This is a genomic window from Virgisporangium aurantiacum, assembly GCF_016863635.1.
Lineage (GTDB): Bacteria > Actinomycetota > Actinomycetes > Mycobacteriales > Micromonosporaceae > Virgisporangium > Virgisporangium aurantiacum.
Genome location: NZ_BOPG01000122.1, coordinates 20,226 through 37,605 on the forward strand (window position 1 = coordinate 20,226; position 17,380 = coordinate 37,605).

A 17,380-nucleotide genomic window follows, 5' to 3' on the forward strand; every position below is an offset into this window, starting at 1 on the left:
CGCTCGGAAAACTCGGCCTGACACCATCGGACGACGGCGGCCACGGCGACGTGGACGATTGGGGAAGACCGTGAGCTTGGGGATCAGCTCGACGCCGAGCCCTACGCGTCGGCTCGCCACCGCGGTGATCGCCGTCCTGGCGACGCTCGGCGCGCAGCTCATCGCGGTGGCAAACGGCTCGGCGGCGCACGCCGCGGAGACCGTCACCACCGTCGACCACCGCACGGTGACGACCGAGCGCGGAACGCCGAACGCGACCTACTACTCGGGAGAGTGGGCGAGCAACAGCCGCATCCACTGGGCGACCACGGGCTCGTTCTTCGAGATCGTGTTCACCGGGCACGCGCTGACCCTTTTCGGGAGCACGCGCAGCGGCCACGGCGTCGGGCATGTCCACATCGATGGCGTCGAGCGCGGCCAGGTGGTTTACAACGACGCGAACAACAACACTGTGCGCCCGCTCTTCGCGCTGACGGGACTGACCGACGAACAGCACACTCTGCGGGTGGACGCCGAGGGCTGGGTCGACCACGGGTGGGTCCAGTTCACCACCGGCACCATCGACACCCCTGACGGGCTGGAGCGTGTCTACGACGTGGTGGACGGCTACGTCGCCGGCGACCACACGTCCACGTCGTGGGCCCCGTTCGCTACCGCCTTCGCGAGCGCGCAGACCCTCGTGCGGGACGACAGCGGCACTCCCGAGCAGCGTGAGAGCGCCCGTGTCGCCCTCCAGAACGCGGCGGACGCACTGGTGCTGCTGCGCGGACTGCGTGACCTCGTGTCCGACTATGCAAGCCGGGTACCGACCGGGTACACGGCCGAGTCGTGGGCGCAGTTCGCCAATGCTCGGAACGCCGCAGCCGTGGTGCTCGCCGACGACGCGGCGACGAAGGCCGAGGTGGTCGCCGCGAAGAACGCGCTTCAGGAGTCCGCGGGCAATCTCGTCACCACATCAGGCGGGTCGTTCGAGACGATCACGAACGACACGTGGTGGTACGACACGGACGGCAATCCGATCTACTCCCAGGGCGGCGGCATCTTCCAATTCGGCGACACGTACTACTGGTACGGCGTGCGCTACCGGGGAGCCCCGCTCTACCACGCGGATCCGTCGCGCCAGTACTCGGGCGATGTCAAGCTCGTGTCGATCCCGGTCTACTCGTCGCAGGACCTCGTGAACTGGAAGTTCGAGAACGAGGTGGCGACCCAGGACACCGAGCTACACCTCGGCAACTCGGTCAGCACCTACTTCGACCGGATGCAGACGCTCGCGGACGCCGACTGGATGGGCCGGATGGGCGTCGCGTACAACGAGAACGACGGCACCTACGTGCTGGTCATCCAGATGGCGATCGACGAGGACCCGACACCGAACATGGGCGGGACCCTGCTCATGCTGCGCGGCGACTCGCCGACTGACGACTTCGTTTACGCGAACGCGCAGCGGCAGATCGTCAACAACCCCACGCCCGCGTCGGGTGACCAGACCGTGTTCACCGACGACGACGGTGAGGACTACCTGATCTTCTCCAACGGCAGCGGGCGCAACCGCTTCTTCGTGTCCCGCCTCGACCTCGACGCGCTCCACATCGAGCCGGGCGTGCAGATCGGCGCCTCACAGGGCGCCGGTCGCGAGGGCAACGCGATGTTCAAGTTCGGTGACAGGTACTATGCGGCCGCGTCGGACCTCCACGGCTGGAACACGTCGGTAAACTACGTGATGCAGTCGCAGACAGACGATATTCAGGGCGCGTACAGCCCCGAGTTCATGCTCGCCGGCACGGAGCGCGACTACAGCCACGTCACGCAGACGGGCTTTTTCGTGACGATCCACGGTACGAAGCGCGACATGGTGCTCTACGCGGGTGACCGCTGGGCGGACTTCGCCTGGAACGGCCACGGATACAACCAGTGGCTCCCGATCGAGGCGGCCGGCGACGGCGGCCTGCGCTTCCACTCGATGAGCCAGTGGCAGCTCAACGCGGTCACCGGCGAGTGGCGCGTCGGCCAGGACAACAACTACGTGCTCAACGGCGACTTCCAGGCCGACCGCATCCTCCTCACCGACCTGCTCGGCTGGGAGGAGCACGTGGACCCCGACTCGGTGTCCACATCGTTCATCGGCAACACGAACGGCGGGGCGAACACGAGCCGCTTCTCGCTGCGGCTCGGGGCGAGCACGGCGTTCTCCGGTTCGGTGAGCCAGGATCTCGACGTGCCCGACGGGGTGTACCGGCTCGCGCTGTCCGCCAACACCGCAGGCGGGCTGGAGTACGCCCGCGGGGTCGTGAAGGACGGCGATGGCCACCGTCACGAGCTCGATATCAAGGCGACCAACGGCTGGGCCGAGTTCTCGGCCGCCGGCCTCCCGCTCACGGGCGGCAGCGTCACGGTGAGCATCGAGGCGCGTGGACCCGGCGGAACGGCCGTCCAGGCGGACGCCATCTCGCTCGTCCGGCAGACCGTCGACACGACAGCGCTCACCGCCGCGGTCAAGGCGAACGAGGGTCGCGCGTCCTCGGCGTACTCGGCGGCGACCTGGGGATCGTTCGCCGAAGCGCTCGGCGCCGCTCGCGACGTGCTCGCTTCCCCAATCTCGACCCAGCAGGCCGTCGACGCGGCACGCGCCGGCCTCGAAACCGCGGGGGCCGCGCTCGTCCCGGCGCTCGTCTCCATCGACATCACCACGGCGCGGACCCTGTACGCCGTCGGCGACGCGTACGACGCCGAAGCGACGACCGTGGTGGGAACCTTCGCCGATGGATCGAGGCGCCCGCTGGGAGGCGTCGAGTTCACAGTGGACGGATTCACCTCGGCGACCATCGGCGACCGGACCCTGACCATCACCGGATCCGTCGCCCTGGCGGCCACCGGCGCCGGCGCCGTGACCGATACGGTCGCGATCCGCGTGCTCGTCGCGTGGAACGCGATGACCGTCTACACCGGAGGCCAGAGTGTCCTCCACAGTGGAGCGGTCTGGTACGCCTCCTGGTGGACGCAGAACCAGAAGCCGGGCGACCCGTACGGTCCGTGGCAGGAGATCGCGACCAGTCCGGACGGCATCGCGATCTGGACGCCCACGCGGATCTTCGTTGCCGGGGACAAGGCCGTGTACAACGGGCAGGTCCTGACCGCGAAGTGGTGGAACCGCAACCAGGTCCCCGGCAACCCGTACGGCCCTTGGGCGCCCTGACCGGTTCGGATACCACCGCAGCAACGGCGAAACCAACAGCGCCCGAGCCACCAGATGCGCCGACCGCCGCCCCCACGACCTCATCGACGCCGTGACCAGGAGTAATCCGACTACCCAATAGCCCTGGAAGAGACAGCGACTTACCTAATCCTCGATCCGTGGATCGAGTTCTGATGGTGCCGGTCGGTATCAGTGGTTGATCATGTGGTTGATTGGTGCGTGGCTGTCTGACCGGCCTGTGTCCGGTGTCCTCGGTTCGGCTCGTCGGGTTGTGACGTGGATGTGCGTCTGATGCGTGTGGTGGGTTCGCTGGTCAGGTGTTAACGATCTTGTGCCCAATTGACGAGGCCCGGCCACCGCCCTGATCGCGGGGGCGATGCCGCTGCTGGCTCTGTTCGGATCGTCTCCCCAGCCGCCGGAGAAGATCGCGAGTTTGACGCTGAGCGCGCCCTCAGCTGAACTGCGGGTGCGGTACCGAATCGCAGATCTTGGTGCTCGGATCATGACCTGCGAATGTCGACGTCGAGCACCAGCCATGGTCGGTCCGGATGGCGTGCTGGTCTCCGGGCGTCATCCCTGCCGGGCACCGGCCAAGACCAGGGTGGGGTAGCGAAGGTTGTACCACCCGGTGGCGCGGAGGACGGCCTTCTTAACCATCGCGACTGAGCGGCCGGTGCGTACCCTTCCGCGCGGGCTGCCGTCGAGTTCGGTGGGCTGGAGAAGGCCGTCCCACTCGCCGAGGCTGATGCACAGGGCGTCGGACTTGACGCGTAGCGGCTTGGGTTCACGCCCGGCCATGCGGGCGGTGATCGCCTTGAACGCGCACGCGGCTGCCAGCCCGCCGGGCCCGCAGCCCATGCGCAGCACCTGCCCATCCTGGGTGTGCGCAGCCGCGGCGTCCCCGATGCCGTAGACGTCCGGATGCGACTCCGAGCGCAGGGTTCCGTCCACGAGCATGCGCCCGCCGTCGTCGACGGCCAGCCCAGCCTCGCGGGCCAGGTCGGAAACCGTGAAGCCAGCGGTCCATGCCACGGCGTCGGCGGCGACATGTGTGCCGTTGTCCAGCAGCAGGCCCTCCGCGTCCACGTTGGCGACCACGGCATGCTCCAGCACTTGAATGCCGAGGCGGCTGACGGCGCCATGCAGGTACTCCCGCCCGCGTTCGGACAGCGTCTCGCCCAGTGCCCCGTTGGTGATCAACCGCACCGTTCGGTCCGGATGGGTCTCGGCGAGCGCGGTGGCCGTCTCCAGACCCGTCGGCCCGGCGCCGACCACCGCGACCGTTGCAGCGGTGCGCATCCGATCGCGCAGCTGCCCCGCCTGCTCGGCGACGGCGATCGCGTAGGCGTGCTCGGCCACGCCGGGAACGGCTGTCAGGTCGGCGTGACTGCCCAGCGCGCATATCAGGATGTCGTAGCCGACCGGCTCGGCGCCGCTGGCTAGTTCCACCCGCCTCTCCTCGGTGTCGATGCGCGTGGCACCATCGATGATCAGCCGGACGCCGGTGCCCTTGAACAGGTCGGGCAGTGGCATGTGGCGGACCTGCCGGCCGGAGGCGACCTGGTGGTTTCGCATGCGCTCGACGAATCGGTCGCGGTCGTTGACCACCGTGACGGTCGCGCCGGTGCGCTTGGCGAGCAGCTTGGCGGCCGTCACGCCGGTGTATCCGGCGCCGAGAACCGCGATGCGTGGTGTCGTCGTCATGAATGTGCTCCCGTCGTTCGTTCGTCAGCGGATGAACGGACGACCGGGGCGATTCGTGACAACGACGGGGTCAGAACTTGTGTTTCGTTTGCCGCGCGAGGAAGGCGAGCTTGTCCGGGTTGGTGATGGTGCGGAGGGCGACGATGCTGTCGCCGTCGAACTCGGGGACGGTGATGCCGGACAGTTGGCCGTCCAGGTACACGACGATTGCCGGCTCATCGTTGACCACGTCCGGCACCAGGCGGATACGCGGCGCGTACCGGGCAAGCGTGAGCAGGTTGCGCACGACCTCCTCTCGGCCGACCAGCGGATGCCGCAACGCCGGCGCCTTGCCGCCGCCGTCGGCCCAGCCGATCACGTCGTCGGCCAGGATCCGCTCCAAAGCAGGCACGTCGCCGACCAGGGCAGCCTCCAGGAACCGCTCCACGAGCTTCCGGTGCTGTTCGGGCTCGGCGGTGAACCGCTTGCGCGCCGTGGCGAGGTGCTGCTGCGCCCGGCGGTACAACTGCCGGACGTGCGGCTCTGTCAGGTCCAGAATCTCCGCGATCTCACGGTGGCTGTGACCGAACGCCTCCCGCAACACGAACACCGCCCGCTCCGGCGGGGTCAGCCGCTCCAGCAGCACCAGCACGCCCAGCGACAGCAACTCCCGCTGCTCCACCGCCTCGAACGGGTCGAACGCGGCGCCACCGGTGCGGACCGGCTCGGGCAGCCACGGCCCCACGTAGTGCTGCCGCTGCGCCCGCGCCGAGGTCAGCCGGTCCAGGCACAGATTCGTGACCACCTTCGTCAGCCACGCCTCCGGCGAGACCGCGGTGTCGCAACGCTCCCAGCGCAGGTAGGCGTCCTGCACTACGTCTTCGGCCTCGGTCGCCTCCCCGAGCAGCCGATAGGCGACACCGAACAGGCGCCGGCGGTTGGCCTCGAACCGCTCGAGCCGCTCCTGAGCAATGCCCATGACCCAGGAGCGTAACCGGGTCGACGGCCGCCAGCGGTGGCCCGACGGCAGGGCGGCCCGATGGGCAGGGGCGGCGGGGCGCGGTGGTGACAGCGGCACAGGGCCGGCTCCGCTCGGACGTCGCGCCGACGGACGTGCGCGACCGCACTCATGGTCGGCGCCATCGTCGACTACACCCGCGCCGTGCGGCCCGACACCGGCGACGCTACCTGTCCATCATCGGTGGGCTCCGGGCCGAGCCGGGAGCGACGACACCCGCTGCGGCCTGATCCCTGATCCCGGGCCAGGTCGACGAGGCGATAGGGACCTGGCAACCACACCACCGACAATCCCCGCAGCTGGTGACGTGCGCGCGTCACCGCTCGCCAGAAGGCTGCGCTCAGCCAGTTTTGACGGTGTTGCGGCCGGCTTGTTTGGCGCGGTAGAGCGCCTCGTCGGCGCGGGCCAGGAGGGTATCGAGCCGGTCGTCGGGCTTGAGTTCGGCCACGCCGATGCTGACCGTTGCCCGGATCGGCGCGGCCCGTGCTGGGCAGGGGACGGCCAGGCCCGTGACCGCCACGCGGAGCCGCTCGGCGACCTCGAGCGGGTCATTGTGCATCTCGCTGAGCACCAGCGCGTATTCCTCGCCTCCATACCGGCACGTCAGGTCCGGCTCGCGCAATTTGGTGCGCAGGATCGCGGCTACGGCGCGGATCACGTCGTCGCCGGCGCCGTGCCCGTAGGTGTCGTTGATTGCCTTGAAGTGGTCGATGTCGATCATCATGGCGGCGAGCGGGCGGTGGTTACGCGCCGCGATGTCAACCTGCCGCGTGGCGAGTTCGGTGAAGTGTCGCCGGTTGTACAGACCGGTCAGCCCGTCGGTCGTGGCCAGCTGCTGCACCTGGGCGAACAGTCGGGCATTGGCGTAGGCGGTGCCGCCCTGTCCAGCGAGCGCTGTGGCGATGTCCAGCTCGGCTGGGCCGAATCGGTTGGGCGTGGCGGAGCCGGCGATCAGCACGCCGGCACCGTATCCCCGCGTCGCCAGCGGTACGACCAGCCAGGACTCCACGCCATCGAGCAGTGCGGCAAGCTTGGCCGGTTGATTGGTGGCATCACCGCAGCGCGGGCCGGAGAGCGCCAACGAGGCAACGTCGACGCTGTCCGGCCCTGTGTCGGCAGGCGCCACGATCAGCTGGCCGTCCTCGCGGTGCAGCAGGCAGACCCGATCGGCGACAAGGAGCCGCGCCACGATGGCGCGAAGCGTGTCCAGCACCTGTTCCGGGTCGAGCGTGGCGGCGAGCTCGTTCATCGCCTCGCGCAGCGCCTCAGCGGTGTCGCGCTGCTGGCGGGCGGCGTGTACCGCCGCCTCGAGCTGCGCCGCGCGGGCCGTTTCCAGGGAAACCGCGACCTGGCAGGCTACGGCGGTGAGGATGCCGATGTCCTCGCCGGTGAACATGCCCTTGGCGACGCGGCTGTCGAGGTACACGGCGCCGAGCAGTCGCCCGTCCAACTCGAGCGGGGCGATCATGATACTGCGCAGGCCATGGATGACGGTGCTCTGCGAGCCGAGTGCGGCGCCCTCGTCACCGCTGGTCACGATGAGTGGTTCCCGGCTTGCCGCCACCTGCTCGACCAGGCTTGCCGAATAGCCGCCCAGCTCAACGAGCTCGCCTGCGGCGGTTCGGGCCAGGTTCGGCCGCAACTGGCCGTCGGCGTCGCGCAAGAACAGCACGGCACGTTCGGCGCTCAGGATGCGCAGCGTCTCGTCGAGTGCGACGCAGGCCAGCCGCTGTGGGTCGAGCACCTTCGCCGCTGCGGCGCTGACCTGTTGGAGGGCCTCCAGGCGGCGCCGGTAGCGGTCCCCGGTCGGGTCGTCGTCGGGGGTGTAGGAGCCGGTACCGGGCGATTCGACCTCGAACTCGGCGCGAATCCAACGCAGCCGTGCCGCCCATCCGTGCCGGGCGGCGAGGGCGGCTGCCTGGCCGGCGTGCTGGCAGGCGAGGACGTCGTGGCCGAGCGCGCGCAGTGCTCGAGCTCGAACCCTGGCCGCCTCGAAGTGGACCACCGGTGCATCGACGAGAACGAGTGCGCGCTCGGCGCTGGCCAGTTGGGCGAGTGCACGTAGGGGCTTGTCCTGGAGTTGGCTGAGGCTGGCCCGCGCGACCACGTGCAACGCCCGCAGCAGCGGGTCCTTGGCCGTCCTACACAGCCGACGCACCGCCACCGCGGCAGTCGGAAGAAGTGCCCTCTTGCGGTGTCCGGTGGCGCGTACGCATTGAGCCAGTCGCCCATACGCCGCACTGGCGAGGAGCATCCGGCACTCCGGCCATAGCGCTGTCGGGGAGATCCGCAGCCGGTCGGACACGCACAGGGCTGCCTCGAACTGCTGGCCGAGATCGTCCTGTTCCACGCCGAGCTGAATGGCGGTCAGCGCGAGCTGCAACTCGTAAGCGACCTCCAGCCCAGGCTCGCCGAGCCTCGACAGCGACGCAGGGGCGTCGACCGGCTGCCCGAGAAGACTGCGCGCCGTAGTCTCGGCCAGCGCCAGCACGAAGAACTGGTCGTCGGCATGAGTCGCGACCCGGCGGCGGGTATTCTCCAGCAACGCCACGGCCTCGCTGGCGTAACCGCGGGCAGTCAGGTCACGCACGCGCATGAGGACGACCTGAGCGTAGTGGTCCGGTTCCAGCCAACGTCCATAGCGCTCCACGACCTCGGCCTGTTGAGCGATGGCGCCCGTACCACCGACGAAGTTTGCCAACGCCTCCGTCCAGGCAAGGAAAGCGATCACCTGGGGGTTGCCGAGACCGTCGGCCATGTCGCTGAGCACCCGGAAGATCTTCCGCTTGCGCCCGGCGAGGTGCAGACCCGCTGCCATAATGCCCATCCCCGCGTAGACCATGGCGTACTCGACCGACGGACCCAGGCGGTGGACGCCACGGATACTGCGAGCGTTAAAGGTGAGCACAAGCTGGATCCGCATACCCATGGCAGCTGCTGCGGCACCGGCACGGCACAGTAACGCGTTCAGTCGCAGACGCTCCGCCTCCTCGCCAACCACCGGTCGGCGGGCCGGTCGGCGCCGGCCGGTGAGCAGCCACCACGACAGGAATCCCGCGAACGACAACCCGAGCCGGATCGGATTGCGGGACATTGGGCGACCCAACTCGGCCAGGCCATCCCGTACACATTCGATCGCGTCGGTCACCGCCCACCTCGCGCGGTGGGCGTGCGCCAGGTGCAGCAACAGCGCCGCCCGGCGCAGCGGCACGGTCTCGGCTTCCAGCGCTGGCTCGAGATGGCGGCGGGCGGAAGCGGCGTCGCCGCACGTCAGGTACGCCACGGCGAGACTCTCGCAGAACCGGCTGGCGGGCCGGATTCCTGCGGCGGCGGCACCGGCAGATGCCGACTCGAGGAACGACACTGCGGCGTCGGGCGCGTGCTCGGCGAGGGCGAGTCGCCCGGCGGCCCAGCCGGCCCTGTAGAGCCGCTCGGGCTCATGCTCGACGCCGCCACCGGCGCAGTGCCGCGCCAGTTCGTACACGCCGCTCGGGTCGGTACGGTGCCGGGTGGCCAGGACGGCGGCGATCCTGCGGTGCAGTCCACGGAGCGCCTCAGTGTCCACAGTGGACAGAAGCGCCTCACGGATCCGGTCGTGAACAAATGCGCAGCCGTCGCTCGCCAGTTGCAGCAGTCCCCGCCCGGCCGCCTCCGCCAGCGCAGGAGCGGGATCGGCCGCCACCACACCCGCCAGCACGTCCGGCTCGAACCGGGAGCCGAGCGCTGCCGCCACGGTCAGGATCTCGTGTGCCCGCCCGCCGAGACCGTCGATACGGGCGAGGATCAGCTCCACCACATCCGTCGGCAGGTCGACACTGTGCAGCCGGTCCGCGTCCAGGCGCCAGGTGCCCCAGGACGGACGTAGGGCCCCCGCGTCGATGAGGGCGTGGAGATACTCCAGGATCGTCAGCGGATTGCCGCGACCCCTGGCCGTGAGCTCGTCGACCACCTCGCGGCCCACGGTGCAACCGGCCAGATGCGACGCCACGAGCCGCGCCGCCGCGGAACCGTCGAGCGGTCGAATGGGCAGCCGCAGGTCCATCCGGTTGCCGACGTCGACCACGAAGTCAGCCGTGTCGGCCTCGTCGCGCGTGGTCGCAAGTAGCAACAGTGGTGCCTTCGGTAGTTCCTCGGCCAGCCGACGCAGTACCTCTCGGCTCGCGAGATCCAGCCACTGGACGTCGTCCAGGACCAGCAGCAGGCCGCCGCGGCGGCGGGCAAGCCCGCACAGCAACGATGCGACCGCAGCAGCGAACTGTTCGTGCCGGTCCACGACGGCGTCTGGCGGCGCGTCGAGCAACGCCGCCAGGCCCGACGACAGCGGGGCCAACAGGCCGGTGTCCAGCCCGGCCGCCGCCCGCAGCTCGGCCACGGCCTCGGCGCGCGGTTCAGCCGGCAGGGCGGCGACGGTACGCACGTAGCCGTCGACGGCCGACCGCAGCGGCGCGAGCGGCAGCGGCGAGTCCAGATCACACTTGCCCGCCAACACGGCCGCACCAGCCGACCGCGCGGTATCACCGATCTGGCGAGCCAGAACGCTCTTGCCCACGCCGGCTGGTCCTTCGAGCAGCACCACCCGGCCCTGCCCGGACTGTGCCAGGGACCAGGATTCGGCCAGCCGCTGCTGCTCGTCCTCCCGGCCGACGAGTGCGTCAACCGCCGCCAGCTCGCCAACATCCGGGGCGAGTGCTTCGTGCACCTCCCGCGCGGTCTGTGCCCGATCGTCGGGATCCTTGGCCATCAGCCGTATGATCAGCCTGGCCAGGTCCGCGGGCAGGTCCGGCCGCAATCTGCGCGGGTCCGGCACCGCGGCGGTGGCATGCAACGCGAGTAAGGCAGCCACGTTGTCGGCCTGGAACGGCAGCTGTCCGGTCGCGCAGTGGAACAGCAGCACGCCGAGCGCATACAGGTCGGACCGCCCGTCGACCGGCCTGGCCAGCATCCCTACCTGTTCGGGTGCGGCATAGTCAAACGTCCCTGCCGCCACGTCCCTTGCGGCGCCGCCGGAGCTGACCCGACTGACGGCCAGTCCGAAGTCGATCAGCCGAGCACGGCCTGAATCCGTGATGACGACATTGGCAGGTTTGACATCCCGATGTACGAGTCCGGCCCCATGCGCCGCATGCAGCGCAGAGGCCAGATCCGCACCCAGCCGCATCACCTCACCAACTGGGAGCGGGCCAGTTCGCAGCCGAACCGTGAGCGGGTGCCCCTCGACGAACTCCAGGATCAGGTACGGACGCCCGGCCGCTACCGCGACGTCGAAAACCTTCGGCACACCCGGATGGTTCACCCGGGCCAGCAGCGCCGCCTCCCGGCAGAAGTCGACCAGCGCGGTCTCATCGCCGACCCGGTTCAGCGTCTTGAGCGCATACTCCACCCCGGCCCGTCGCACCCGGTAAACGGCCGCGTTCGCGCCGCGCCCGAGTGCCTCGACCGCCTCTACACCGGCGCCCACAGCCAAGTCCGGCACGTACGACGGCAACGACCCGTGTTCCGGCCACGACGAAGACGGGATCACTCCATCCTCTTCGGCAGCCAGAACGAGCAATCAAATGAAACCTGGCCGCTCGACGCTGCGGCCGGGGACATCGTCACCGTCCCGCCGGCGAGCGGCGGGCACCTCCTACTCCGGGTGGCAGGCACGGTCTACGACCCTAGTCTCGCTCCGTCCGGCCAGGAACAGACCCGCCATGCCCACCTCGCGACGGCGTTGTTGGCTGGCGCCAGCATGCAGCGGACCAGGCTGACCGCGTGGCTCAGATCGGAACCAGCCCGGCCGGTTACGCACTTCCCCCGAGCGTGCCGGCCGGGCATCTGACATCAGCCATTGGCGAGCAGCGCAGCGCTTCATCAATTGGCAAACTTAAGGGGTCGAAGCGTGGCGTGCCGCCACCCTTCGACCCCTTGTTGGCGCTGCTATTCGGACTGGCTAGGACGCGGAGAGGGCCTCCGTGGGCGATAGCCGGGACGCTCGCACGGCCGGGTAGAGGCCCGCAATCGCACCGATCACGAGGGTTGCGGTCAGGCCGCCGGTCATCGCCCATGCCGGCACGACGGTGGGCCAGCCTTGGGTGGACGCGTAGATCGTGGTGACGACGATGCCGACCAGAACACCGCCGGCTCCGCCCAGGGCGGAGAGCAGCAGCGACTCGGCCAGGAACTGCAGCCGGATCTGACCGCGTGTGGCCCCGAGCGATCGTCGAAGGCCGATTTCCGCGCGGCGCTCCAGCACCGAGATCACCATCGTGTTGGCCACGCCCACGCCGCCGACCAGCAACGCGACCGCGCCCAACCCCAGCAGCAGCCCGTTGAGTGTTTGGTCGGTGGCCTGTTTGGCCGCCAGCGCGTCCGACGGTCGGGAAACCGTGACCTCGTTCGGGCGCTCGGGGTTGGCTGTCGCGGCGAGTACCGCCCGCACATTCTCCACCGCGTCCTCCCGGGTGCGGGTGTAGATGGTGGTGGCGTAGCCGTCGAAGTCCAGCAACTGCTCGGCGACGGGCCACCCGATGAGGGCGGCGCTGTCCAACTCCTCGGCCAGGGGGACCGGCTGGAGCACACCGACCACGGTGAACCAGTGTCCACCCAGCCAGACCTGCGCCTCCGGGCCGGCCTCGGTCACGCCGAGCCGGTCGGCGGCGGTCGCACCGAGCACCACCGTGGGGTACCCGGCGGTGGCGTCGCTGAGCCAGGCGCCGTTGGCGAGCGTGGCACCCACCGTCGCGGGCAGGTCGGTGCGGGCCGCGCGGACACCGATACCGCCGGATTGGCCGGACGGGATGTGGTCGTTGCGGTACACCCGGGCGTCGACGTTGCCGGTGGCGCTGACCGACTCGACCGGTCCGATCCGCCCGATCATGTCGATCGCATCCTCCGGCAGGTACGCGTCGTCACCGAAGAGCGACTGGCCGGGGCCGACCGTGAGCAGGTTGGTGCCCAGGGCCGCGAGCTGTCGGTTCAGGTCCTCCCGGCTGGAGGTGGAGATACCCACGACCGACACCATCGCGGCGATTCCGATCGCGATGCCGAGCGCGGACAGGAACACCCGAAGTGGGCGGGTCCGCAGCCCGGCCCCACCGACCCGCAGCACGTCGCGGGGCCGCAGCCGGGCGGCCACGAGCCGCGGCCGGGCCACCTTGGTCGCGCTGGCGTTGGTCGCGCTGGCCCTGGTCATGCTCGCCATGTCGCCGCCTGCTGCACTTGACCGTCGCGCATCTCGATGTGTCGTGGCAGATCGGCGGCGATGTCGCGGTCGTGCGTGATGATCACAACCGTGGTTCCGGCCGCGTGTAGTTCCCGCAGCAGTGCCATGACCGTGGCGCCGGACACGGAGTCGAGGTTGCCGGTGGGTTCATCGGTCAGTAGCAGCGGCGGATCCCCCATGACGGCCCGGGCAATGGCGACCCGTTGCCGCTCGCCGCCGGACAGCTCGTGGGGCTCGTGGTCCAGCCGGTGACCGAGACCCACCCGCTGCAACGCCTCCGCTGCCTGCCGGCGCCGCTCGGCGAGGGCGACACCGGTGTAGAGCAGGCCGTCGGCGACGTTGTCCAGCGCCGGTACACCGGCGGCGAGGTGGAACTGCTGGAAAACGAAGCCGATCGTGCGGGCTCGCAGCGCCGAGAGCTCGCGGTCGGACAGGTCGGCGATGTCGTACCCGTCGATGCGGACGGTACCGGAGGAGGGCCGGTCCAGCGTGCCGATCAGGTTCAGCATGGTCGACTTTCCCGATCCCGACGGGCCGACGATGCACAGCAGTTCACCGCGCTCGATGGAGACCGACGCACCCCGGAGCGCGGCCACCCCACCGGGATACACCTTCGAGACGCTGTCGAGTTCGACGATCACTTGGGAATCCCTACGACCAGGCCCGCGACGACGCCGTCACCGGATACCTCGACCTTGCCGCCGGCGAACATGCCGGTCTTGACCGGTATGTATCGCGTGGTTGAGCCCTCGACGACCTGGAGCCCGTAGCCGCCCTCGGCGAGCGCGACGAGTGCGTTGACCGGCACGACCAGAACGTTCTGCCGCTGCTCCGTCTGGAGGATGACGTCGACCGGTGCCTCGTCGAGCGTGCCGAGCTCGTTCTGGTCGGCGACCGTCACCGTGACGTCGATCGTCGTGGTCTCCTGGTTGTTGGCGGTCGTGGTGGTTGCCACGGTGCCGACGCTGCTCACCGTGCCCTTCACCCGTTTGCCGTCCGGCAGTTCCACCGTGGCGGTGATGCCGGCCTTCACCCACTGCTGCTTGTCCACGGCGAGGTCCACCGAGACGATCCGGGTGGTGCCGGTGTAGGTGAGTACAGGTCCGTTCGCTGTGTCGCCGGTGGCCAGCTTGTGCTCGGCGACGCGGATCGGCCCGGGTGCCACGACGACCTGGCCGGGCGTCACCGTGCCGGTCTCGTCCAGTCCCAGATCCTCCTGCCATTCACGGACGGCGTCGGCGGTCGCGCCCGTGTACTCGTCGTCGACCGTGAACCCGCCATAGCCGAGGGCCGACAGGTTCTGCTCCACCAGGGTGACGTCGGCACCCTCCAGGCCCGACTTGAGTGTGCGGTACAGCGGAAGCGTTCCGTAGAAGAGCACCACCGGGTCGTCGGCCACCTTGTATGCGGGCGCACCCCTGCTGACCGCGGTGCCGGTCGCCGGAAGCCACGTGAGCGTGCCGTTCTGACCGGCCTTCACCACCGTCGGGTCGCCGTAGCCGAGCGTGCCCTCGACCGTCTCGGTCCGGGTCAGCGTGGTCTGAGCGACAGCGGCCGTCGCCGCCGGAAGACTGCCCCGCGTGGGTTCCTGCGCCTCGGCGCCGCCGAAGCCCACCGCGGCAACCACGCCAACGGCGGCCACCACGGCCACACCGCTCACACCGGCGATCGTCCGCACCCGGCGACGACGTCGGTTGCCCGCCTTCACAACGGGTTCGTTGCTCACATCTGCCTGTGCCTGTGCCTGTGTCGGTGCCGGGATATGTGCCTGTTCCTGTGTGGTGCTCACCCGCCGCCTCCACCTTGGACGGACGTGAGCTCGCCCCGGCAGGACTCCAACGCCTTTTGAACCTTCGGGTCGTTCTGATCAAACGGCGGTTGCCCGCCCTGCCCGCCGAATCCGCCACCGTTGGGGTCGGGGTCGGCCATGTCCACTCCGTTGTCGCGCATGCACTGAGCGAACTTCCGCAGCTGCTCCTGTTGAGCGGCGTCGGCCTGCCCGGGTCGCCCACCGTTCGGAGCGACGTCACGGCACGCTTCCGTGGCCTTGCGAAGCTGCTCCTGGTCCATGTTCTGGCCACGGAGCTGCTCGAAGTCGAACTGGCCGTCCGGGCCCGGATCCGGGAAGTCGGGCACACCGTTGTCGCGCACGCACTGGGCGAACTTGCGTGACTGGTCAGGGTCGGCGGCAGCGCTGCCGCTGGCGGAAGGACGTGCGCCACCACCGCTCGCGGACGCTACATCGTCCCCGGTGTCCGACCCTCCGCACGCGGCCGAGACGCCAAGTAGGAGCGCGAAGATCGGGCCGACGAGCGCCATCCCGATCCGATGTCGTCGCATGATGTTTTCTCCTCTGTTGGGTGGCTTCCCGACAGAGCCAACCGGGCCGCGGATAACCTGCGTGTAAACCGGCCGGGTTTATGCCGGGGTTATCGCTGGCAGCGAGGATGAGAGCGTGCGAATCCTGGTAGCAGAAGACGAGAAGATCATCGCGGACGCGGTCGCCGAATGGCTGCGCCGCGAGGCGTTCGCCGTCGACGTGGTCCACGACGGCGACGCCGCCCTGGAGCGCCTGGGCGTGAACGACTACGACGTGGTCGTGCTCGACCGCGACCTGCCCGTGGTACACGGCGACGAGGTCTGCCGGGCGATAGTGGAGTCGGGTGCGCCCGTGCGGGTGCTCATGCTGACCGCCGCCGCGGCGGTGCGTGACAGGGTCGCCGGGCTGGCCCTCGGCGCCGACGACTATCTCATCAAGCCGTTCGCGTTCGCCGAACTCTCCGCGCGAGTGCACGCGCTGATACGCCGTGCCCGCCCGGCGGCGCCGCCGGTGTTGGAACGAGCCGGCATCCGCCTCGACCCGGCGCTGCGCGAGGTGTTCCGGAACGGACGGCCGATTCCCTTGGTGAACAAGGAGTTCGCGGTACTCACCGAACTCCTTCTTGCCGAAGGCGCCGTCGTCTCTACAGAACAGTTGCTGGAAAAGGCGTGGGACGAACACACCGACCCGTTTACCAACGTCGTGCGGGTCACCGTGATGAAGCTACGCCGCAAGCTCGGCGAACCACAGGTGGTCGAGACCGTACCCGGGGTGGGGTACCGCGTCCGATGAAAAGCTGGACGATCCGCGTGCGTCTGACCGTCCTGTACGGCAGCTTCTTCTTCGTCGCCGGCGCGCTCCTGCTCGGCGTCACCTACCTCCTGGTCGAACGGAGCCTCGACCGACGGGCCGACGCCAGCCCCGGCCTCGTCGCATCGCTACCGAACTGGACAACGACGGCGCGCAACGACGAACAGACGGCCGAGACGATACGGGGACTGATCGAGGACCAACAACGGTTCCAGAACGAAACCATGGACTCGCTGCTCACCCAGGGCTCGATCGCGCTGGTTGGGGTCGGTGTCCTCGCCGTCGCCTTCGGCTGGCTGCTGGCCGGTCGCGTGCTGCAGCCACTGCAACGCATCACCGAGACCGCGCAGCGGATCGCCGGTGCGGAGGGAGTCGGTCGCGGCCTGCACGAACGAATCGCGCTGGCCGGACCCCGCGACGAGGTCAAGCGACTGGCCGACACATTCGATCTCATGCTGGAACGCCTCGACCGCTCCTTCGACGGGCAGCGGCGCTTCGTCGCCAACGCCTCCCATGAGCTACGAACACCACTGGCCATGAACCGGGCGTTGGTCGAGTTGGCCATCACCCGGGCTGACGTCGCCGACGAGACGCGGCAACTGGGTGAGGCGCTGCTGGGCGTCAACGAGCGACACGAACGGCTGATCGAAGGACTGCTGGTGCTCGCCGACGCCGAAAACGAAATCGGCGACCGATCGCTCGTCGACCTGTCCGACATCGCCCGGCACATCCTCGGCCACACCACCGTGCCAGCCGTACAGCAACGGCAAGACCTGCATCCGGCCACGACGTCCGGCGACCCCATCCTGCTGGAACGCCTGACCCACAACCTGCTCGAAAACGGCGCGCGCCACAACGTTGCCGGCGGCTGGGTCTCCGTCTCCACCACCACCACACCCGGCTGGGCCGTCCTCACCGTGACCAACACCGGCCCCATCGTCCCCGTGTACGAGGTCGAGACGCTGTTCCAACCGTTCCGCCGGTTACGCGGCGAGCGGATCGGCGGCGGCCGCGGATTCGGCCTCGGCCTGTCGATCGTCCGTGCCATCGCCCGCGCCCATGGCGGAACAGCCACCGCCGTCCCGAGGGACGGCGGTGGTCTCACTGTGACGGTTCTGCTTCCCTTCGCTGCTCCGGTGACGCGTTGAT

General features: G+C 69.3%; 10 protein-coding genes. 3 read left to right on the forward strand and 7 right to left on the reverse strand.

The features are described from left to right. Positions 1-70 precede the first annotated feature (70 nt). Positions 71-3,196, forward strand: coding sequence for a family 43 glycosylhydrolase (locus Vau01_RS60495; protein ID WP_204013643.1), 3,126 nt, complete (start codon positions 71-73; stop codon positions 3,194-3,196). Between the two features lie 570 nt (positions 3,197-3,766). Here the strand turns inward: Vau01_RS60495 and Vau01_RS60500 are convergent. The 7 genes from Vau01_RS60500 to Vau01_RS60530 all read right to left on the reverse strand — a co-directional run bounded on the left by Vau01_RS60500 (position 3,767) and on the right by Vau01_RS60530 (position 15,420). After that, the gene (locus tag Vau01_RS60500) at positions 3,767-4,900 is read right to left on the reverse strand and encodes an NAD(P)/FAD-dependent oxidoreductase (RefSeq protein WP_204013646.1); all 1,134 of its coding nucleotides are present in this window, start codon (positions 4,898-4,900) and stop codon (positions 3,767-3,769) included. 70 nt (positions 4,901-4,970) lie between these two features. After that, on the reverse strand, positions 4,971-5,858 hold the full coding sequence (gene sigJ, locus Vau01_RS60505) for an RNA polymerase sigma factor SigJ (protein WP_204013649.1): 888 nt from the start codon (positions 5,856-5,858) through the stop codon (positions 4,971-4,973). A 379-nt stretch (positions 5,859-6,237) separates the two neighbouring features. Beyond that, positions 6,238-11,448 carry a diguanylate cyclase gene (locus Vau01_RS60510; protein WP_204013664.1) on the reverse strand — a complete coding sequence of 1,737 codons (5,211 nt, stop codon included), beginning with the start codon at positions 11,446-11,448 and terminating at the stop codon, positions 6,238-6,240. A gap of 381 nt (positions 11,449-11,829) precedes the next feature. Then, positions 11,830-13,071, reverse strand: coding sequence for an ABC transporter permease (locus Vau01_RS60515; protein WP_204013668.1), 1,242 nt, complete (start codon positions 13,069-13,071; stop codon positions 11,830-11,832). Continuing rightward, positions 13,068-13,739, reverse strand: a complete 672-nt coding sequence (locus Vau01_RS60520) for an ABC transporter ATP-binding protein (protein WP_204013683.1) — start codon at positions 13,737-13,739, stop codon at positions 13,068-13,070. The genes Vau01_RS60515 and Vau01_RS60520 overlap by 4 nt, the downstream gene beginning before the upstream one ends. Then, positions 13,739-14,890 carry a peptidoglycan-binding domain-containing protein gene (locus Vau01_RS60525; RefSeq protein WP_239153062.1) on the reverse strand — a complete coding sequence of 384 codons (1,152 nt, stop codon included), beginning with the start codon at positions 14,888-14,890 and terminating at the stop codon, positions 13,739-13,741. Before Vau01_RS60525 ends, Vau01_RS60520 begins: the two co-directional genes overlap by 1 nt. After that, the gene (locus Vau01_RS60530) at positions 14,887-15,420 is read right to left on the reverse strand and encodes a hypothetical protein (protein WP_204013671.1); all 534 of its coding nucleotides are present in this window, start codon (positions 15,418-15,420) and stop codon (positions 14,887-14,889) included. Before Vau01_RS60530 ends, Vau01_RS60525 begins: the two co-directional genes overlap by 4 nt. Positions 15,421-15,556: 136 nt before the next feature. On the opposite strand from Vau01_RS60530, the gene Vau01_RS60535 reads away from it, so the two are divergent. Continuing rightward, entirely contained in the window at positions 15,557-16,213 is a 657-nt protein-coding gene (locus tag Vau01_RS60535) for a response regulator transcription factor (protein ID WP_204013674.1), read from the forward strand. Then, complete coding sequence (locus tag Vau01_RS60540; protein WP_204013677.1) at positions 16,210-17,379, forward strand: sensor histidine kinase; 1,170 nt, start codon at positions 16,210-16,212, stop codon at positions 17,377-17,379. Before Vau01_RS60535 ends, Vau01_RS60540 begins: the two co-directional genes overlap by 4 nt. The last annotated feature ends 1 nt before the right edge of the window (position 17,380 follow it).